Annotated in this window: 17 protein-coding genes and 2 tRNA genes; 8 read left to right on the top strand and 11 right to left on the bottom strand. The window is 62.0% G+C overall.

Going from position 1 to position 19,011, the window contains the following annotated elements:
• Positions 1–120 precede the first annotated feature (120 nt).
• The 5 genes from ABE528_RS22260 to ABE528_RS22240 form a co-directional block, all read right to left on the bottom strand.
• On the bottom strand, positions 121–867 hold the full coding sequence (locus ABE528_RS22260; protein WP_152955747.1) for a YebC/PmpR family DNA-binding transcriptional regulator: 747 nt from the start codon (positions 865–867) through the stop codon (positions 121–123).
• Positions 868–976: 109 nt separating this feature from the next.
• On the bottom strand, positions 977–2,752 hold the full coding sequence (gene aspS / locus ABE528_RS22255; protein ID WP_152955748.1) for an aspartate--tRNA ligase: 1,776 nt from the start codon (positions 2,750–2,752) through the stop codon (positions 977–979).
• A gap of 94 nt (positions 2,753–2,846) precedes the next feature.
• A complete protein-coding gene (locus tag ABE528_RS22250) occupies positions 2,847–3,068 on the bottom strand; it encodes a zinc ribbon domain-containing protein (protein ID WP_027919960.1) in 222 nt (73 codons plus the stop codon).
• 92 nt (positions 3,069–3,160) lie between these two features.
• Positions 3,161–3,487, bottom strand: coding sequence for a ribbon-helix-helix domain-containing protein (locus ABE528_RS22245; protein WP_152955749.1), 327 nt, complete (start codon positions 3,485–3,487; stop codon positions 3,161–3,163).
• Between the two features lie 150 nt (positions 3,488–3,637).
• Positions 3,638–4,111: a Dps family protein gene (locus ABE528_RS22240; RefSeq protein ID WP_152955750.1), complete on the bottom strand. Its 474-nt coding sequence runs from the start codon at positions 4,109–4,111 to the stop codon at positions 3,638–3,640.
• Between the two features lie 277 nt (positions 4,112–4,388).
• Here ABE528_RS22240 and ABE528_RS22235 point away from each other — a divergent pair, with 277 nt between their 5' ends.
• Entirely contained in the window at positions 4,389–4,982 is a 594-nt protein-coding gene (locus ABE528_RS22235) for a cold shock domain-containing protein (protein WP_152955751.1), read from the top strand.
• 39 nt (positions 4,983–5,021) lie between these two features.
• Here ABE528_RS22235 and ABE528_RS22230 read toward each other — a convergent pair whose 3' ends face one another.
• Together ABE528_RS22230 and ABE528_RS22225 are read right to left on the bottom strand one after the other, a co-directional pair.
• Positions 5,022–5,228: a SlyX family protein gene (locus tag ABE528_RS22230; protein ID WP_152955752.1), complete on the bottom strand. Its 207-nt coding sequence runs from the start codon at positions 5,226–5,228 to the stop codon at positions 5,022–5,024.
• Position 5,229: 1 nt separating this feature from the next.
• Positions 5,230–5,649, bottom strand: a complete 420-nt coding sequence (locus ABE528_RS22225; RefSeq protein WP_346654073.1) for an HIT domain-containing protein — start codon at positions 5,647–5,649, stop codon at positions 5,230–5,232.
• A 740-nt stretch (positions 5,650–6,389) separates the two neighbouring features.
• On the opposite strand from ABE528_RS22225, the gene ABE528_RS22220 reads away from it, so the two are divergent.
• From ABE528_RS22220 to ABE528_RS22210, 3 genes are all read left to right on the top strand, one after another.
• Positions 6,390–7,661: an OprD family porin gene (locus ABE528_RS22220; protein ID WP_346654072.1), complete on the top strand. Its 1,272-nt coding sequence runs from the start codon at positions 6,390–6,392 to the stop codon at positions 7,659–7,661.
• Positions 7,662–7,821: 160 nt separating this feature from the next.
• Positions 7,822–9,537 carry a proline--tRNA ligase gene (locus ABE528_RS22215; protein WP_152955754.1) on the top strand — a complete coding sequence of 572 codons (1,716 nt, stop codon included), beginning with the start codon at positions 7,822–7,824 and terminating at the stop codon, positions 9,535–9,537.
• A 20-nt stretch (positions 9,538–9,557) separates the two neighbouring features.
• On the top strand, positions 9,558–10,511 hold the full coding sequence (locus tag ABE528_RS22210; RefSeq protein ID WP_346654071.1) for a hypothetical protein: 954 nt from the start codon (positions 9,558–9,560) through the stop codon (positions 10,509–10,511).
• A 33-nt stretch (positions 10,512–10,544) separates the two neighbouring features.
• Here ABE528_RS22210 and dinB read toward each other — a convergent pair whose 3' ends face one another.
• Positions 10,545–11,603, bottom strand: coding sequence for a DNA polymerase IV (dinB, locus tag ABE528_RS22205; RefSeq protein ID WP_346654075.1), 1,059 nt, complete (start codon positions 11,601–11,603; stop codon positions 10,545–10,547).
• A 207-nt stretch (positions 11,604–11,810) separates the two neighbouring features.
• Here dinB and ABE528_RS22200 point away from each other — a divergent pair.
• The 4 genes from ABE528_RS22200 (at position 11,811) to ABE528_RS22185 (ending at position 16,280) form a co-directional block, all read left to right on the top strand.
• Positions 11,811–11,887, top strand: a tRNA-Met gene (locus ABE528_RS22200).
• Between the two features lie 134 nt (positions 11,888–12,021).
• Positions 12,022–12,098, top strand: a tRNA-Met gene (locus tag ABE528_RS22195).
• A gap of 247 nt (positions 12,099–12,345) precedes the next feature.
• Entirely contained in the window at positions 12,346–14,988 is a 2,643-nt protein-coding gene (gene mprF / locus ABE528_RS22190) for a bifunctional lysylphosphatidylglycerol flippase/synthetase MprF (protein ID WP_152956439.1), read from the top strand.
• Positions 14,988–16,280 carry an AcvB/VirJ family lysyl-phosphatidylglycerol hydrolase gene (locus tag ABE528_RS22185; protein WP_152956438.1) on the top strand — a complete coding sequence of 431 codons (1,293 nt, stop codon included), beginning with the start codon at positions 14,988–14,990 and terminating at the stop codon, positions 16,278–16,280. The genes mprF and ABE528_RS22185 overlap by 1 nt, the downstream gene beginning before the upstream one ends.
• 33 nt (positions 16,281–16,313) lie before the next feature.
• Here the strand turns inward: ABE528_RS22185 and ABE528_RS22180 are convergent, their stop codons facing one another.
• The 3 genes from ABE528_RS22180 to ABE528_RS22170 all read right to left on the bottom strand — a co-directional run bounded on the left by ABE528_RS22180 (position 16,314) and on the right by ABE528_RS22170 (position 18,944).
• Positions 16,314–18,224 carry a potassium transporter Kup gene (locus ABE528_RS22180; RefSeq protein ID WP_152956437.1) on the bottom strand — a complete coding sequence of 637 codons (1,911 nt, stop codon included), beginning with the start codon at positions 18,222–18,224 and terminating at the stop codon, positions 16,314–16,316.
• Between the two features lie 155 nt (positions 18,225–18,379).
• Positions 18,380–18,706, bottom strand: coding sequence for a helix-turn-helix transcriptional regulator (locus tag ABE528_RS22175; RefSeq protein ID WP_152956436.1), 327 nt, complete (start codon positions 18,704–18,706; stop codon positions 18,380–18,382).
• Positions 18,690–18,944, bottom strand: a complete 255-nt coding sequence (locus tag ABE528_RS22170) for a type II toxin-antitoxin system RelE/ParE family toxin (RefSeq protein WP_346654070.1) — start codon at positions 18,942–18,944, stop codon at positions 18,690–18,692. The genes ABE528_RS22175 and ABE528_RS22170 overlap by 17 nt, the downstream gene beginning before the upstream one ends.
• Between the last annotated feature and the right edge of the window lie 67 nt (positions 18,945–19,011).

The raw sequence follows: 19,011 nt of genomic DNA, 5'->3' as shown, positions 1-19,011 counted from the left end.
CCCACAGGTACTGCACCCAATTCGAAGTTGGTGCAGTACCTGTGGGAGCGGGTTTACCCGCGAAAGGGCCGATGCAGGCGCCGACAAATTCAAAGATCCGGCATTGATCGCCAGAAGACCTTAGCCGAGTTTTTCCATGATCTCGTCGGAGATCTGTGCATTGGAGTAGACGTTCTGCACGTCATCCAGGTCTTCGAGCATGTCGATCAGCTTGAGCACCTTCTCGGCGCCCTCCTGGTCCAGTTCGGCGCTGGTGGTCGGCTGCATGACGATTTCCGCGTCGGCGGCCTTGAAGCCCGCCTCTTCCAGCGCGTTACGCACGGCATAGAAGCTGTTGAACGAGGTAAAGACCTCGAACGAACCATCATCGTTGGCCACCACGTCGTCGGCATCGGCCTCCATCGCGGCTTCCATCAGGGCATCTTCGTCGATGCCTGGGGCGAAGCTGATCTGGCCCTTGCGCTCGAACAGGTAGGCGACTGAGCCGTCGGTGCCGAGGTTGCCGCCACACTTGCTGAAGGCATGGCGCACGGCGGCGGCGGTCCGGTTGCGGTTGTCGGTCATGGCCTCGACCATGATCGCCACGCCACCCGGGCCGTAACCTTCGTAGCTGAGCTCTTCGACGTTGTCGCTTTCGTTGGTGCCGGCACCACGGGCCACGGCGCGATCAATGATGTCGCGGCTCATGTTGGCGCCCAGGGCTTTGTCCAACGCCAGACGCAGGCGCGGGTTGGAGGCCGGGTCGGCACCACCTTGCTTGGCAGCGACGGTCAGCTCACGGATCCACTTGGTGAAGATCTTGCCTCTCTTGGCATCCTGGCGCTCTTTGCGGTGCTTGATGTTCGCCCACTTGGAATGACCAGCCATAACGACTCCGAATCCTTGAAACAGAAACAGGTTCCGCCCCGAAGGGCGGAACGTGGGAATACTGCGCCGAAGCGCCGGGGCGCACCCGCCGGGATGCGCCCGGGGCCGATTACTCGACCTTGGTCTGCTCGCGCAGACGGATGTGCAGCTCGCGCAGGGCCTTGGCGTCGACCATGCCAGGGGCCTGGGTCATGACGCACGCGGCGCTCTGGGTTTTCGGGAAGGCGATCACTTCACGGATCGACTGGGCACCGGTCATCAGCATGACCAGGCGGTCCAGGCCGAAGGCCAGGCCACCATGAGGCGGTGCACCGAACTTCAGGGCGTCGAGCAGGAAGCCGAATTTCTCTTCCTGTTCCGCTGCCTCGATACCCAGCAGGCGGAATACCGCTTGCTGCATTTCCTTGCGGTGAATACGGATCGAACCGCCACCCAGCTCCGTACCGTTCAGCACCATGTCGTAGGCACGGGACAGCGCGGTGGCCGGGTTGGCCTCGAGCTCTTCCGGGCTGCACTTCGGTGCGGTGAACGGGTGGTGCAGCGCGGTGAAGCTGCCGTCTTCGTTCTCTTCGAACATCGGGAAGTCGACGACCCACATCGGCGCCCACTCGCAGGTCAGCAGCTCGAAGTCGTGACCCAGACGGATACGCAGGGCGCCCAGGGCCTCGCTGACGACCTTGAACTTGTCGGCACCGAAGAACACGATGTCACCGTCGACAGCGCCTACGCGGTCGAGGATGTTGTTGAGGTTGGCCTCAGGGATGTTCTTGACGATCGGCGACTGCAGGCCTTCGACGCCTTTGGCGCGCTCGTTGACCTTGATGTAGGCCAGGCCCTTGGCACCGTAGATGCCGACGAACTTGGTGTACTCGTCGATCTTGCTGCGCGGCATGCTGGCGCCGCCTGGCAGGCGCAGGGCGGTGACGCGGCACTTCGGATCGTTGGCCGGGCCGGCGAAGACCTTGAAGTCGACATCCTTCAGCTGGTCGGCAACGTCAACCAGTTCCAGCGGGATACGCAGGTCAGGCTTGTCGGAACCGTAGCGGCGCATGGCCTCTTCGAAGGTCATGTGCGGGAATTCGCCGAATTCCAGGTCCAGCACTTCCTTGAACAGCTTGCGGATCATGCTCTCGGTGAGGCCCATGATCTCGGCTTCGTCGAGGAAGCTGGTCTCGATGTCGATCTGGGTGAATTCCGGCTGGCGGTCTGCACGCAGGTCTTCGTCGCGGAAGCACTTGGCGATCTGGTAGTAGCGGTCGAAACCGGCAACCATCAGCAGCTGCTTGAACAGCTGAGGCGACTGCGGCAGGGCGAAGAAGCTGCCCGCGTGGGTACGGCTCGGCACCAGGTAGTCACGCGCGCCTTCCGGAGTGGCACGGGTGAGGATCGGGGTTTCGACGTCAAGGAAGCCGTTTTCATCGAGGAAACGACGGATGCTGCTGGTGATGCGCGAACGCAGGCGCAGCTTGTCGGCCATTTCCGGACGACGCAGGTCGATGAAGCGGTAGCGCAGGCGAGTCTCCTCGCCGACGTCGGAGTATTCGTTCAGCGGGAACGGCGGGGTTTCCGCTTCGTTGAGCACGTTCAGCTGGTAGCCGAGGATCTCGATGGCACCGGACGCCATGTTGGCGTTCACCGCGCCGTCCGGGCGCTTGCGCACCTTGCCGGTGATCTGCACGACGTACTCGCTGCGCACGCGGTCGGCGGCGGCGAAGGTTTCGGCGCGATCCGGGTCGAACACGACCTGGGCCATGCCTTCGCGGTCACGGATGTCGAGGAAGATCACCCCGCCGTGGTCGCGGCGACGATGGACCCAGCCGCAAAGGGTGACTTCCTGGCCGTCCAGGCTCTCGTTCAGTTGGCCGCAATAATGGCTGCGCATCATGATGGTGGTTTCGCTTCTCGTGATTCGTGTATTCGTTGGAGGCCTTGGCCGCCCGGAGGGCTAATACTGCAAGACCCGACTACTGCAATTCAACTCAGTCGGCCTTGTCGCCGCCTGCCAGGTTCTTTTTCGCCCCGGTCTTGAAATCGGTTTCGTACCAGCCGTTGCCACTCAGGCGAAAACCGGGGACCGACAGCAGTTTCTTCAATGCCGGCGCCTGACAGGCCGGGCAGTCGGTCAGCGGCGCGGCGCTGATCTTCTGCAGCGCCTCCATCCGGTGATCGCAGGAAGCACATTGATAGTCATAAAGGGGCATGAACGTCTCTCGTCAACCACAACGCTGGCTGCCGGGGCAGCAAAAAGCGGGATTATATATGGTTAACCGACACTGCGCAGCCCGCCGGGCGATCAGCGTGCACTCGGAGGATCACGCAACCAGGCGACGCAGATCACCCGGATCAGCCCACTGAAGTTGCGTACCCCGCCCTGACGCAGGTGCACTTCGCGATCGACATAAGACAGCACGGCGCTGACCGAGCACTGGTTCGCTGCGGCGATCTGCTCGAGGATACCCCAATACACCGCCTCCAGGCGCAGACAAGTGGAAAAACCGTTCAGCCGCACCGAACGCGATACCGGCTGAGTCTGCAACATGTCGAAATCGGTCTTGAACGGGTCGATGCACTGCTTGCCAGGCCAGTGCCCCACCCTCACCGCACGCTTGATTGCTTGCATCGCGCCACTTCCTCAGTTCAATCAACTGGGGCTCAATGAAGCGCTCAGCGAGGCGCCCAAAGCAGCGGCAAAACCTTCCCGCACAAACGAAAGAGCCCGACTGGCATGGGGTCAGCCGGGCCTTTGGAAAAGCCCTACACGATTAGCCGGTCATTTACCGTCGAGCAGTACCCGCAGCATCCAGGCTGTCTTTTCGTGCACCTGCATGCGCTGGGTCAGCAGATCAGCGGTCGGCTCATCGCTGACCTTGTCCACCACCGGGAAGATACTGCGGGCAGTGCGCACCACGGCCTCTTGCCCCTGCACCAGCTGACGGATCATTTCATCGGCATGCGGCACACCCTCTTCCTCCTTGATCGAGGAGTGTCGTGCATAGAAGGCGTACGAACCTGGCGCCGGGAAGCCCAGCGCGCGGATCCGCTCGGCGATCGAGTCGACCGCCAGCGCCAGTTCGTTGTACTGCTCCTCGAACATCAGGTGCAGGGTGCGGAACGACGGACCGGTGACGTTCCAGTGGAAGTTATGGGTTTTCAGATACAGCACGTAGGTATCCGACAACAGGCGAGAAAGCCCTTCGACGATGGACTTGCGATCTTCTTCATTGATACCGATATCGATTGCCATGAAGTTCCCCTTTCCATAAGGCTTGATGATCAAGCGGGCCCTTCACACTGTATCAATACCTGGCGCAACGCGCCCATGACACAGCGCAAGCCATCGGCACCTGCCGCCTGCGGTTTGAGAAGCCCCCGCCTTTGCTGTTAAATAGGCACGGTGCCACCCGTGCGGACTTTCATTGCCGGGTGCATAGGCTGGCCGCCACGTGTTCGCGCTTTACACCTCATGCGCACCGTGCCGCCAGCTCTTCCTGTGATCGGCCTTATCAACTGTGAGCCAACCCATGTTCAAGATCGTCCATCTGGTGACGGGCGTTGCGGCTTTGCTGCTATCGCTCATGCCCAGCCTGAAACCCGACGCAACACCCTTCCTGCAGCAACCCGACGCGGTCTATCTGGCCCTGCTGGGCCTGCTCAACCTGCTGTTGGCCCCGGTCGTGCCGCTGTATTACCGCGGTGCGCGGCAACAACTGCAGTACCTGGCTTGCGCCCTGCTGGTGGTGGCCGTGGTCCTGCAGACCCTGACCCTGCTGGCACGCCCGGAAATGGGCAACCTGGCGGCGCTGGTCTGCGCCGCGCTGGCTGTCACCCTGCACCTGGTGGCCGGCTTCGCCCGCAGCAGCAAGAAAGCGCGCGCCAGCCAGGGAGCTGCACTGGAAGCCGGCAAGCGTGATACCGGCACCGTGAAGTGGTTCAACACTTCCAAGGGCTTTGGTTTCATTTCCCGCGATTCGGGCGATGACATCTTCGTCCACTTCCGCGCCATCCGCGGCGAGGGCCACCGCATCCTGGTCGAAGGCCAGCGCGTGGAGTTCTCGGTGATGCACCGCGACAAAGGCCTGCAGGCCGAAGACGTGGTCGCGGTCAACCGCCGTTGACCCTGCGCCGCCCTGGGGCAAGCCCAGGGCGGCCACCCATCAATAGTGAGGTGGCGGCGCCTCCTCCCCTTCGCTGCCGTACTGCCCGACCATCTCTTCATAACGCTTGATCAGCTCGGCCATCTGCAGCTGCAGGCGCTCGATGACCCGCCCCTGCTCGACCACCACATCATTCAGCGCCTGGATCGTGTCGTCCTGGAACGCCTGACGGGTTTCCAGCTCGATGATGCGCATTTCCGGCGACATGTCAGAGCTCCTGGTAATCGTGGGTCAACAGCGCACGCAGACGCTGACGAATGGCCTCCACCTGCTCTGGTGCGTACCCGACAGCCGGCACCTTGCCCCAGACGGGCGCTGGCCAGGCTGGATCACCATGACGGCGAACGATCACATGCATGTGCATCTGACTGACCACGTTGCCCAAGGTGGCAACGTTCATCTTGTCTGCCGCAAACTCGCGCTTGAGCGCTTCGGCCAGGTAGGTGGTTTCTTTCCACAACTGCGCCTGGTCTTCCTGGCTCAGGTCGAACAACTCGCTTACGCCTGCACGCTTGGGCACCAGGATGAACCACGGGTAATTGGCATCCTTGCTGAGCAGCAGGCGGCACAGCGGAAAGTCACCCAGCACCAGGGAATCCTGCTGCAAACGCGAATCCATATCAAACACGATCAACCTCCACCGATAATCCTATGTGCCAAGGATACCCTGCTTCGACCGCTCCAGCATGCTGCCGGACGCGTGACTGCACGCTTTAAGCCCATGAATCTTCACGACTTGCACAACGGCGGTAACACAGCGCTACTTTTCGCACCAAAATGAGGCCGCCAAAGTGTGCGGCACTACGCTTCTACCCACATCAATGACTCTGGATCAACAGTTGCCGGTAACACACTGACTTTTATGGCAGCTTTTTCTTTTGCCTTACCCATTCAAGCTGGCACACCATCAGACAACTCCCGCCCCGTATTTTCGGCACTTTCCGACCTTCGGCAGCCTGCTTTGTGAAAATTTCATGAACCGTTGTTAATTTTGAGCACGCTTGTTGCATTCTCTCCACGCCAAGTCGGCACGACACCTGCATTGACCAGGTGACGCGACAAATAACAACAGCGAGTTTGGTACACCAGGGAGTTTCCCCAGCCAGAATCTGTAGTTACAGAATTCTTACGGCGATGGAACAGCGCTGGCGTTGTACGACCCGGTTAATTGGGGGCGTGATTTGCGACATGGAAATACCTAAAAGCGACATGAGCATAAAGTTCCCGCAAGGATGAATTTTGCCATATCGCCAAGAACAGTCAGCGTGCTATACATTTCCGCCGACATAACAAGAAAGAGCTGCTCCATATAACTAAAAGACTTGGACGCAGCGGTACTCTTCCTAAAAACCAAAGGAGCAAATCACGATGCGCGTGATGAAGTGGAGCATGATCGCCCTGGCCGTTGCGGCAGGGACCTCGCAAATGGCAGTGGCCTCGTCCCAGGACGATTCCAAGGGCTTCCTCGAAGACAGCAAGCTGAACGTCAAGACTCGCATGCTGTACTTCAGCCGCGACTTCCGTAACAACGACAGCGGCCAAAGCCGCGTTGAAGAAACCGGCCTCGGTTTCCTCGGCACTTACGAGTCCGGCTTCACCCAAGGCGTGATCGGCGTGGGCGTCGATGCCATCGGCATGCTCGGCGTGAAACTGGACAGCGGCAAAGGCCGCCACAGCACCGGCCAGTTCCCGACTGACGCCGACGGCCGTGCACAGGACGAATTCTCCGAAGGCGGCGGCGCGGTCAAACTGCGCGTCTCCGATACCGTGCTGAAAGTCGGCGACCAGTTCACTGCCCTGCCAGTGCTCGCGACCGATGACAGCCGCCTGCTGCCAGAAGTGGCCCAAGGCGCGCTGATCACCAGCAACGAAATCAAAGGCCTGACCCTCAACGCCGGTCACTTCACCGCGCTGAATGCCCAGTCCCAGACCTTCCACGACAGCCTGCACCTGAAGCAGGCCGACGTTATCGGTGGCACCTACGCCTTCACCGACAACCTGTCCACCAGCCTGTACTACTCCAAGGTCGAAGACTACTGGCGCAAGTACTACGCCAACCTGAACTGGGCGCTGCCGCTCTCGGACAAACAAGGTCTGGTGTTCGACTTCAACATCTATGACACCAAGAGCGATGGCCAAGGCCTGCAGCGCGCCGAGAAAGATGGCGTGACCAAGCTCGACAACCAGGCCTACAGCCTGTCGGGCGCTTACAACATCGGCGCTCACACCTTCACCCTGGCCTACCAGAAGGTCCATGGTGATGGCGACTACGGCTACGGCGTGGACGGTGGCGGTACCATCTTCCTGGCCAACTCCGTGGCCCGTTCCGACTTCAACGCCGAAGACGAGAAATCCTGGCAGGCTCGCTACGACCTGAACTTCGCCGAGTTCGGCGTGCCAGGCCTGACCTTCATGACCCGTTACGTGCGTGGTAGCGATGCCAACACCGGTTCCACCAGCAATGGCAAGGAATGGGAACGCGACGTAGACGTCAAGTACGTCCTGCAGGAAGGCCCGGCCAAAGACCTGAGCTTCCGCGTTCGTCAGGCCACCTACCGCTCCAGCGACGGCGTCTACTACGGTTCGAGCTCGATCGACGAACTGCGCCTGATCGTCGAGTACCCGCTGAGCATCCTGTAAGCCTGGCTTATAGTGCCCCGCACCTGAAAAAGCCCGGCACACTTGCCGGGCTTTTTCTTGGCTGACAACTGCCACGGCCTGGGGCATTCTGTACGCCTTCGTTTCGCCCCCGTACAATGCGGGGCTATTTCAACGTCTTAGGCAATCGACACGGCTAACCATGCGCACCAGTCAATATTTGCTCGCCACCCAGAAAGAAACCCCTGCCGACGCAGTGGTCATCAGCCATCAGCTCATGCTGCGTGCCGGCATGATCCGCAAACTGGCCTCCGGCCTGTACACCTGGCTGCCGATGGGCCTGCGGGTGATGCGCAAGGTCGAAAACGTTGTGCGCGAGGAAATGAACGCCGCCGGCGCCCTGGAAGTGCTGATGCCCAGCATCCAGCCTGCCGAGCTGTGGCAGGAATCCGGCCGCTGGGAACAGTACGGTCCTGAGCTGCTGCGCCTGAAAGACCGCCACCAGCGCGACTTCTGCGTAGGCCCCACCCACGAAGAAGTGATCACCGACCTGGCCCGCAACGAGCTGTCCAGCTATAAACAGCTGCCGCTCAACATGTACCAGATCCAGACCAAATTCCGTGACGAGATTCGCCCACGCTTCGGCCTGATGCGCGGCCGCGAATTCATCATGAAGGACGCCTACTCCTTCCATGCCGACCAGGCTTCCCTGCAGGAAACCTACGACCGCATGCACCAGGCGTATACCAACATCTTTACCCGCCTGGGCCTGGACTTCCGCCCAGTGCAGGCCGACACCGGCTCCATCGGTGGCAGCTACTCCCACGAGTTCCACGTCCTGGCCGAATCGGGCGAAGACGACGTGATCTTCAGCGACAGCTCGGATTACGCCGCCAACATCGAGAAGGCCGAAGCCATCCCGCGTGAAACCGTGCGCCCTGCTCCTACCGAAGAGCTGCGCCTGGTCGACACCCCGGAAGCCAAGACCATCGCCCAACTGGTGGAAAACCACGGCCTGGCGATCGAAAAGACCGTCAAGACCCTGATCGTGCGCGGTGCCGAAGAGGGCAAGCTGGTTGCCCTGATCGTCCGTGGCGATCACGAACTCAACGAAATCAAGGCCGCCAAGCTGGAACAGGTTGCCGACCCGCTGGTCATGGCCACCGACGCCGAACTGCGCGCGGCCATTGGTGCCGGTGCCGGTTCGCTCGGCCCGCTGAACCTGCCACTGGAAATCGTGATCGACCGCTCGGTCGCCCTGATGAGCGACTTCGGCATCGGCGCCAATATCGACGACAAACACTACTTCGGCGTGAACTGGGAGCGTGACCTGCCGGTTCCACAAGTCGCCGACCTGCGCAATGTCGTCGAAGGCGACCCAAGCCCGGACGGCCAGGGTACCCTGGTAATCAAGCGCGGCATCGAAGTTGGCCATATCTTCCAGCTCGGCACCAAATACAGCGAGGCACTCAAGTGCCAGGTCCTGGGGGAGAACGGCAAGCCGGTTACCCTGTCCATGGGCTGTTACGGCATTGGTGTGTCCCGCGTGGTCGCCGCCGCCATCGAGCAGAGCTACGACGACAAAGGCATCATCTGGAACGACGCCCTGGCACCGTTCCAGATCGCCCTGGTACCCCTGCGTTACGAAACCGAGGTCGTCCGCGAGGCAACCGACAAGCTGTACGCCGAACTGACCGCGGCCGGCTACGAGGTGCTGCTGGACGACCGCGACAAGAAGACCAGCCCCGGCATCAAGTTCGCCGACATGGAGCTGATCGGCATTCCACACCGCATCGTCGTCAGCGACCGCGGCCTGGCCGACGGCAACCTGGAGTACAAGCACCGCACCGAGTCGGAAGCTCACCCGCTGCCGCTCAATGAAGTGCTGACCTTCCTGCAGGCCCGCGTTCGCCGCTGATAATCAATGCACGAGTAATCATGTCCAAGCGAAGTACCTTTACCCTGGGGGGCGCCGCACTGTGCGGCGCCCTGCTTACCAGCGGTTGCGCCAACCAGATGTCCCAGCGCAGCGATCATGAGGAGCGCGTCGAGCGCAAGCTGCTCGAACACACCCTGCAGATCGATGTCGGCGAGCCGAAGGTGATGGAGCTTCCGCAACGGCGTGTGCGCGTCCATGAGCAGAAGCGTTTCGAGGTGACCGAGTACGAGGTCACCCGCCGCTACGACCGCTACACCCCCTACCAACCGTGGCGGGAGATCTACGAGATCCCGCTGGGCGCGGTAGCCGTGGTGGCCGGCATAGGGGCCAACGTGGTCAACGTGTTCGCCCTCGGCAACCTGCCGCAAAGCATGACCCACGACTGGCTCAGCTATGGCGTGGATGGCCTTAATCCGTTCATGAACACGCCGTCCAATGGCCGCGCCCAGCAGAACCTGGCGGGCATCAGCGAAGTGCAGAAGGACAAGCGCGAAGAGTTCACCAGCGTGCCCTGGAGCGAGCGGCTGGTCGAAGTCAAGGCGGGCAAGATGACCCACGAGCTGACCACCGACAGGAACGGCGTGCTGCGTCTGAACCTGCTGGACAGCCCGTTCTCGGAGCAGCACCTGAACCACGTCGGCACCTTGCACCTGCAGGTGGTCGATGAGGACAACGCGGTGCGTGGCGATGCCAGCCTGCTGGTCAGCGCCACCCTGCGCAACAAGCTGCGCGAGGCCCATGAGCTGATCTTCGATGACCTCGAGGATGACGATGTCGGCCAATGGGTACACCGGGTCAAGCGCTTGTCCGAGCTGGGCCTGGAAGAGGAAGCCAGCGAGATGGAGCAGAGCCTGGTCGAGCTCACACGCAACGATCCGGAGCTGCAACAGGAATTTCTGTCGGCACTGACCAAGGCCACCGGCCGGTTGGTCGCTGATCCCGGCGCGCAGTAACTATAAAGAAGGGGCCGTTTTTACGGCCCCTTTTCAATTGCCCGGGAACAGCTCCAGTTGTTCATGCGCCCCGCGCAGATCCCGCAGCCTCACCCCGACCCCCAGCAAGCGCACCGGCTTGCCACCCCGGGCGAACGCCTGGCGTAGCAACTGACGGTAGCTTTCCAGGTCCCTGCCCGCCCCTGCCTGCTCCATGGTGGTCAGGCTGAAGTCATGGAACTTGACCTTGACGAACGGCTTGTCCGGGCGGTAACTGCTGTCCATCCGGGCAATCCGCTCATTAAGGCTTTCGAGCAGTTCAGGCAAACGTTCGAGGCAACTGGCCAGATCGGGCAAGTCGTTGTCATAGGTGTTTTCCACGCTGACCGACTGCCTGCGGCTGTCGTTGTGAACCGCACGCTCGTCAATCCCTCGCGCCAACCCCCAGAGCCGTTCACCAAAGCTGCCGAACTCCCGCGCCAGCGCCAGCCGCGACCACTCACGCAAGTCAAGGCAGGTATCGATCCCCAGGCGGTTCAACTTGTCTGCGGTCACCTTGCCCACACCATGCAGCTTGGCCACTGGCAAGGCGGCAACAAAGGCCTCGACCTGCTCCGGGGTAATCACGAAGATGCCGTTGGGCTTACGCCAGTCGCTGGCGATCTTGGCCAGGAACTTGTTTGGCGCCACCCCCGCAGATACCGTGATATGCAGCGTGCGGGCGACCCGCCGGCGAATGTCCTCGGCGATTCGTGTAGCACTGCCGGCATACCACTGGCTTTCACTGACATCCAGATACGCCTCATCCAGTGACAACGGCTCGATCAGCTCGGTGTAGTCACGAAAAATGGCGTGAATCTCGCGCGAAGCTTCCCGGTAAGCCTCGAAACGCGGCTTGACGATCTCCAGGTCCGGGCAAAGCTTGAGGGCATGCCGGGACGACATGGCTGAACGCACGCCATAGGCGCGTGCTTCATAATTGCAGGTGGCGATCACCCCGCGCCGGTCCGGGGAACCACCCACCGCCATGGGGCGACCTGCCAGGCGCGGGTCGTCACGCATCTCGATGGCGGCGTAAAAACAATCGCAGTCGATGTGGATGATCTTGCGCAAAGACATTGATGACGGCCACCACTGTAAATTCATACAGATAGTAGCGCATGCCGCCTATGCGGATACAGAGGGCTCCATAATCGGCTTGTAAACCCCGCCGCGCCTGAGCCGCCGCCAGGTGTAGGCGCTAAGGGATTGAACGAAAAAGGGTTTTCTATAATATCGCTTGACATGAGCTGGGAAATCCGTAGAATTCGATCTCACAGGCGCGGGATGGAGCAGCCTGGTAGCTCGTCGGGCTCATAACCCGAAGGTCGTCGGTTCAAATCCGGCTCCCGCAACCAGATTCGAGAAAAGGCCACTGCTAACCCAGTGGCCTTTTTCTTTTGTCTGGAAATCAGCGCCTGAAGCAATTGAGCAACATTTTGGCGTTAACGCTTGACTTAAATATCCAAGTCTATAGAATGCGCCCCTCTGACGCGGGATGGAGCAGCCTGGTAGCTCGTCGGGCTCATAACCCGAAGGTCGTCGGTTCAAATCCGGCTCCCGCAACCATATTCGTCAGAACAAACCCCGCCTGTGTAAAGCAGCGCGGGGTTTGTTGCATTTCGTCGCCTGATAAATCCTTGTACTCCACCCAAACCCGCTCGGTTGAGGTGTCGTCATGAGCATGAACTATCTTTAACACTGCCGGACGACTGAAAGTAACGTTGCCCGGAGTAATATCTGGATACGTTTACCAAAGGGACTTTCACTTGGCCGCAGCTCTTCCCCTCCTCGCGCAACTCGCTCGAGGCATTTTATGACATCGCACACCCCCGAACCCCAGGTGCCTCTTGCCTCGGCACTGCCAACTGCTGCCCAGCGCCTGCCTTGGCTTGAGCGAATGAGCCGTTACCGTCAGCCGATTGGTCTGGCCGTGACCTTGCTGCTGTTTGCCATGGCGCTGATCGCCTGTCGGCATCTGTTGAGCGAACTGGACATCTACGCCCTGCACGACGCCATGCTCGATGTACCGGCAAAGTCGTTGGTCGGCGCCCTGCTGGCGACGGTGGCAGGGTTCGTGATCCTGCTGGGCTATGAGTGGTCGGCCAGCCGTTACGCAGCCGTCAAGCTGCCTGCGCGATCCTTGGTGATGGGCGGTTTCAGCGCCTTTGCCATTGGCAACGCAATCGGCCTGTCGATGCTCTCCGGTGGCTCTGTGCGCTACCGCTTGTATGCACGTCAGGGCCTGGGCGCCGCCGAAGTTGCACGCATGACCGTGTTTGCCAGCCTGTCCCTGGGGTGCGCACTGCCCCCCCTGGCGGCGCTGGCCACCTTGAGCAACCTGCCGGCAGCGGCAACCGCCCTGCGCCTGCCTTCGACATTGCTGGCCGGCATCGCCATCGCCGTACTGGCCCTCACCGCCGTCCTGGTGATCGGGCTCTATCGCCGCCGCCTGCCAGAGCAACCTCTGGCCGACAACCTGCTGGTCCAGCTGGGCCGTCGCACCCTGCGCCTGCCCGGTGGCCGCCTGGCGGCCCTGCAGTTGCTGATCACCGCACTGGATGTGGCCGCTGCGGCCACCGTGCTTTACCTGCTGCTTCCGCAAGCGCCACCCTTCGGTGCCTTCGTGCTGGTTTACCTGCTGGCCCTGGCTGCTGGTGTGCTCAGCCATGTACCCGGCGGCGTAGGGGTGTTCGAAGCGATCCTGCTGGCCGCCTTCGCTGACCAGCTAGGCGCCGCGCCTCTGGCTGCCGCCCTGCTCCTGTACCGGCTGATCTACGTAGTGCTGCCACTGCTGCTGGCCTGCGTGCTGCTGCTGGCCAACGAAGCACGCCGCCTGTTGTTCGCCCAGCAAGCGATCAAGGCCGCCTCGGGCCTCGGCGCACCGATCCTGGCGATTCTGGTGTTCCTGTCGGGCGTGGTGCTGCTGTTCTCCGGCGCCACCCCGGAAATCGACACACGCCTGGAGCACATGGGCTTCCTCGTGCCACACCGGCTGATCGACGCCTCGCACTTCGGCGCCAGCCTGATTGGCGTGCTTTGCCTGCTGCTGGCCCAGGGCCTGCGCCGACGCCTGTCGGCCGCCTGGCTGCTGACCACGGTGTTGCTGCTGGTCGGCGCACTGCTGTCGATCCTCAAAGGCTTCGACTGGGAAGAAGCCAGCCTGCTCACCCTGACCGCCGCACTCCTGGCCGTTTTCCGCCGTTCGTTCTACCGGCCGAGCCGGCTGCTCGAACTGCCGTTCTCACCGGTGTACCTGGTGGCCAGCGCCTGCGTGGTCGGCGCGTCGGTGTGGCTGCTGCTGTTTGCCTACCAGGACGTGCCCTATACCCACAAACTGTGGTGGCAGTTCACCCTCGACGCCGACGCCCCGCGCGGCCTGCGTGCTGCCCTGGGCAGCGCGGTGCTGCTGGTGATTGTCGCTCTGACCTGGCTGCTGCGCACCGCCCGTCCGGTCATTCACCTGCCTGACGAGGTTGAGCTGCAACGCGCCAACCGCATCCTGCTGGCCTCCGACCAGCCCGACGGTGGCCTGGCATTGACCGGCGACAAGGCTTTGCTGTTCCACCCCAGCGACAATGCCTTCCTCATGTATGCCCGTCGTGGCCGCAGCCTGGTGGCGCTTTACGACCCGATCGGCCCGGCCCAGGAACGCGCCGAGATGATCTGGCAGTTCCGTGACCTGTGCGATTTGCACCACGCCCGCCCGGTGTTCTACCAGGTGCGCGCGGAGAACCTGCCGTTCTACATGGACATCGGCCTGACTGCCCTGAAGCTGGGCGAGGAAGCGCGGGTCGACTTGCGCCGCTTCGACCTCGAAGCCAAGGGCAAGGAAATGAAAGACCTGCGCTACACCTGGAACCGTGGCGGTCGGGATGGCTTGAGCCTGGAGATCCACGAACCTGGCCAGGCTCCGCTGGCCGAGCTCAAGGAAATCTCCGACGCCTGGCTCGGCGGCAAGAACGTGCGCGAGAAAGGCTTCTCGCTGGGGCGTTTCAGCCCCGAGTACCTGCAGCACTTCCGTATCGCCCTGATTCGTTTCCAGGGCCGGCCGGTGGCCTTCGCCAACCTGCTGGAAACCCACAGCAACGAATTGGCCAGCCTCGACCTGATGCGCGCTCACCCCGAAGCGCCGAAGCTGACCATGGAATTCATGATGATCGGCTTGATCCTGCATTACAAAAGCCATGACTACGGCCGCTTCAGCCTGGGCATGGTGCCGCTTTCCGGCCTGCAGCCACGCCGCGGCGCCCCCTTGACCCAGCGCCTGGGCTCGATGGTGTTCCGGCGTGGTGAACAGCTCTACAACTTCCAGGGCCTGCGGCGCTTCAAGGACAAGTTCCAGCCGGACTGGGAACCTCGTTACATGGCCGTACCAGCCGGGCTCGACCCGCTGGTAGCACTGGCCGATACTGCCGCCCTGATTGCCGGCGGCCTGACTGGATTGGTGAAACGCTGATGATCCGACGCTATTGGCTGTACGTACTGATTCCCCTGCTGCTGGCCGCCCTGGCCGGCGCTGCGGGCTTTTGGCTGTGGGCCCGCCCTGCCCCCGAGGCGCGGCTGGAGCAACTGACCCTGAATGACACCAGCATCGTCCGTGTCACCCCGGGCGTGCATGCCAAGGCCCGGGTCGCCATCGGCGTGCCCCAGGACCAGGCCTTGACCGACAAGCAGCTGCTGGATCTGAGCCAGGCTGGCGAAGCGCAGCTGGTCCAGGTGATCCTGCCGCCGAACGACTGCACCAAGCAGCAACAGGCCATGGACCAGGCACTGACCCAGCTTTCCGACAAACCGACCCTGGTCGCCGGCATCGGCCCAGGTGCAGCCCAGGCATGGCGTTGGCTGGCCACCCAGAGTGACGACAAGGCCCGGGCCATCTCGGTCGACTTCACCCTGGAGCAACCAGGCTGCAAGGTCGAGCTGCCGAAGTCGGCCGCCCACGGCCACTGGAACGTCGCCTGGAACGACAACCCGGACGATGCCAGTGCCGCCTTCGTGCGCGACCAGGCCAACGCCGAGACCAGCATCAGCGACTATGACATCCACCTGCCACAGGTGCTCAAGGCCCAGCTGACCCAGGCCCTGGTCGGCCGCGACGGCAACGCCCTGGCCATCCCGGTGGTGGAAGTCCCGGCCGGGCAAACCACCGACACCGTCACCCTGTTCCTGTCCGGTGACGGCGGCTGGCGCGACCTGGACCGGGACGTAGCCGGTGAGATGGCCAAGCTGGGCTACCCGGTGGTCGGTATCGACACCCTGCGCTACTACTGGCAGCACAAGACCCCGGAACAAAGTGCCGCCGACCTGTCGGAACTGATGCAGCACTACCGTCAGAAGTGGGGCACCAAACGTTTCGTGCTGACCGGTTACTCGTTTGGCGCCGACGTGCTGCCAGCGATCTACAACCGCCTGCCGGCCGAAGACCAGCAGCGTATCGACGCGGTGGTGCTGCTTGCGTTCGCCCGTAGCGGCAGTTTCGAGATCGAAGTCGAGGGCTGGTTGGGCAAGGAAGGCCAGGAAGCGCCTACCGGGCCGGAAATGGCCAGGCTGCCGGCGTCCAAAGTGGTCTGCGTGTACGGTGTGGAAGAGACCGACGAGAGCGGTTGCACCGACAAGACTGCAGTGGGTGAGCGCATGAAGCTGCCAGGCGGCCACCACTTCGACGAGAACTACCCGGCGCTGGCCAAGCGCCTGATCGACGAGATCGAGACCCGTCAGGGCAAGTCCAGCGTGGCTTCACAAAACTGACAATGACTGGGGCCGCTTTGCGGCCCCAGTTGCTCAGATCTCGACCTGGGTGCCCAGCTCGATCACCCGGTTCAACGGCAGGTTGAAGAAGCGCAAGTTACCGTTGGCATTCTTCAGCAGGAACGCGAACAGGTTCCCCCTCCAGCGCGACATCCCTTCCAGACGCGACGCAATCACCGTTTCCCGGCTGAGGAAGTAGGTGGTGCGCATCGGGCTGAAGTCCAGCTCATCCAGGTGGCACAGCCTCAACGCCGCCGGCACGTCCGGCTCGTCCATGAAGCCAAAGTGCAGCAATACCCGGAAGAAGCCATCACCATAGGCCTCAACCTCGAAACGCTCTTGTTCCGGCACCCGTGGGCGGTCTTCGCTGACCACCGTCAGCAGCACCACCTGGCTGTGCAGCACCTGGTTATGCAGCATGTTGTGCAGCAGCGCATGGGGCACCGCATCAGCCCGTGCCGTCAGGAACACCGCCGTACCTTCGACCCGATGCGGTGGCTGTACGCGGATGCTGCTGATGAACACCGGCAGCGGCAGCCCGCCCTCGTCAATGCGCTCGACCAGGATCTGCTTGCCGCGTTTCCAGGTACTCATCAGCAGGTACAGCACCAGGCCTGCGAGTACCGGGAAGGCGCCGCCCTGAACGATCTTCGGTACGTTGGCGGCGAAGTACAAGCCATCGACCAGCAGGAAACAGACCACCAGCGGCACCGCCAGCATCGGCGGCCACTTCCACAGCAGCAGCATCACCGCTGCCACCAGGATGGTGGTCATCAGCATGGTCCCCGTCACTGCCACGCCGTAGGCCGCTGCCAGCGCGCCGGACGACTCGAAGCCGATCACCAGCAGCACCACACCGACCATCAACGTCCAGTTAACCGCGCCGATGTAGATCTGCCCCTGCTCGTCGCTGGACGTGTGCTGGATCTGCATGCGCGGGATATAGCCGAGCTGGATGGCCTGACGGGTCAGCGAGAAGGCCCCCGAGATCACCGCCTGCGAGGCAATCACTGTGGCCATCGTCGCCAGCCCGACCATCGGCAGCAAGGCCCAGCCCGGCGCCAGCAGGTAAAACGGGTTGCGCGCCGCGTCCGGGTTTTGCAGCAGCAGCGCGCCCTGGCCAAAATAGTTGATTACCAGCGCCGGCAGCACCAGGGCAAACCAGGCACGGGCTATCGGTTTGCGGCCAAAGTGGCCCATGTCGGCGTACAGGGCCTCGGCGCCGGTCAGTGCCAGCACCACCGCACCGAGTATGGCCACCCCCATGCCGGGGTGAACGACGAAGAAATTGACCGCCCAGGCCGGGTTGAATGCTTTGAGCACTTCCGGGCTCTGGCTGATGCCATGCACGCCCAGGACGGCCAGCGCCAGAAACCAGGTGACCATGATCGGGCCGAACAACTTGCCGATCTTCTCGGTGCCATGCTTCTGCACCACGAACAGCGCCACCAGCACCACCAGCGAGATGGGCACCACCCAGTGGTCGATACCCTCGAACGCCAGGCCCATACCCTCCACCGCCGACAGCACCGACACGGCCGGGGTGATCATGCTGTCGCCGTAGAACAGCGAGGCGCCGATCAGCCCACAGATGAGCATCAACGAACGCAACCGCGGGTACGCAGCCGTTGCCCTCAGGGCCAGGGCGGTGAGCGCCATGGTACCGCCCTCGCCCTGGTTGTCGGCGCGCAGGATGAACATCACGTATTTGAACGACACCACCCACAGCAGTGACCAGAGGATCAGCGAAAGAATCCCCAGTACGCCATCATGGTTGACCGGCACTCCGTAACCGCCGGTAAAGACTTCTTTCAGGGTATACAAAGGGCTGGTACCGATATCGCCATACACCACCCCGACCGCTGCCACGAGCAGCCCCAACGACCGTGTCGCACCCTGCTTACCCGCGTGCCCGCCTTCGGCGTGACTGCTTGCCTGAACCATCGAACACTCCCGCAGTTGGCCTTGAAGGCCGGTAGAATTCACGCCTGCGTCAGGGGCATGCATTAACCCCGACGCAATGGCGCGAAGCATAGCGCAGCGTTCGTCGCTTTTCTGCTGGTCACGCTCACGGTTCAGGCAAACATAGCTCGTATGCGTTAGAGATCCAGGGACTGCACCGCAATGCCCAGCGCTGCCGCAATCTTCTCCCGAGTGGCCTTGCGCGGCCGCTCGGCAGCTTCCTGCTGAGCATAGGCCGACTGAGAGATACCCAGGCGCTGGGCGACTTCAGCCTGGGTCAGGTCCAGGTGCCTGCGCCAGGCAGCTATGGCGGTCATGCCTTCCTTAACCATGTAGCCAACGACTTCGTTGGGCACCAGGTCGTGCTGGGAGCGGTTGGCAATGTAGTCGGCATACGGCAACACCACGAAGGCGGGGCGACCATCTGCGCCGTGGATGATCTGTACGTTAGTAGGTGTGCTCATCGCGTTTCCTGACCTCCTCGATGTTGACGATTCTCACGCTGCCATCCCAGTCAAAAAGGATGCGGTAATTGCCGACCCTCAGACGGTAGCCATAATGGTGATTGGCCAGTGCCTTGACACTCTGAACGTCTGGCATATGGGCCAGTGCCTGTGCGGCATCGTAGATCTTCGGCTGATCGAGCTTGTTGATTTTCCTGAGTTGCTTCACAGCTTTGCGTGACCAGTTGATCGTATTCATTTCCACGCCGTTCTTATAAGAAAACTATAAGCCTTGAATAAGTTCAAGAGAAGGTTTTTCAGGCGAG

Source organism: Pseudomonas sp. TWI628 (genome assembly GCF_039673865.1).
Lineage (GTDB): Bacteria > Pseudomonadota > Gammaproteobacteria > Pseudomonadales > Pseudomonadaceae > Aquipseudomonas.
The sequence above is the reverse complement of the archived record's forward strand: the minus strand, read 5'-3'. Positions and strand labels throughout refer to the sequence as shown.

Coding starts and splice junctions, on each gene's coding strand:
- ABE528_RS22260 (WP_152955747.1), bottom strand. CDS start 867: ATGGCTGGTCATTCCAAGTGGGCGAACATCAAGCACCGCAAAGAGCGC.
- aspS (WP_152955748.1), bottom strand. CDS start 2,752: ATGATGCGCAGCCATTATTGCGGCCAACTGAACGAGAGCCTGGACGGC.
- ABE528_RS22250 (WP_027919960.1), bottom strand. CDS start 3,068: ATGCCCCTTTATGACTATCAATGTGCTTCCTGCGATCACCGGATGGAG.
- ABE528_RS22245 (WP_152955749.1), bottom strand. CDS start 3,487: ATGCAAGCAATCAAGCGTGCGGTGAGGGTGGGGCACTGGCCTGGCAAG.
- ABE528_RS22240 (WP_152955750.1), bottom strand. CDS start 4,111: ATGGCAATCGATATCGGTATCAATGAAGAAGATCGCAAGTCCATCGTC.
- ABE528_RS22235 (WP_152955751.1), top strand. CDS start 4,389: ATGTTCAAGATCGTCCATCTGGTGACGGGCGTTGCGGCTTTGCTGCTA.
- ABE528_RS22230 (WP_152955752.1), bottom strand. CDS start 5,228: ATGTCGCCGGAAATGCGCATCATCGAGCTGGAAACCCGTCAGGCGTTC.
- ABE528_RS22220 (WP_346654072.1), top strand. CDS start 6,390: ATGCGCGTGATGAAGTGGAGCATGATCGCCCTGGCCGTTGCGGCAGGG.
- ABE528_RS22215 (WP_152955754.1), top strand. CDS start 7,822: ATGCGCACCAGTCAATATTTGCTCGCCACCCAGAAAGAAACCCCTGCC.
- ABE528_RS22210 (WP_346654071.1), top strand. CDS start 9,558: ATGTCCAAGCGAAGTACCTTTACCCTGGGGGGCGCCGCACTGTGCGGC.
- mprF (WP_152956439.1), top strand. CDS start 12,346: ATGACATCGCACACCCCCGAACCCCAGGTGCCTCTTGCCTCGGCACTG.
- ABE528_RS22185 (WP_152956438.1), top strand. CDS start 14,988: ATGATCCGACGCTATTGGCTGTACGTACTGATTCCCCTGCTGCTGGCC.
- ABE528_RS22180 (WP_152956437.1), bottom strand. CDS start 18,224: ATGGTTCAGGCAAGCAGTCACGCCGAAGGCGGGCACGCGGGTAAGCAG.
- ABE528_RS22175 (WP_152956436.1), bottom strand. CDS start 18,706: ATGAGCACACCTACTAACGTACAGATCATCCACGGCGCAGATGGTCGC.
- ABE528_RS22170 (WP_346654070.1), bottom strand. CDS start 18,944: ATGAATACGATCAACTGGTCACGCAAAGCTGTGAAGCAACTCAGGAAA.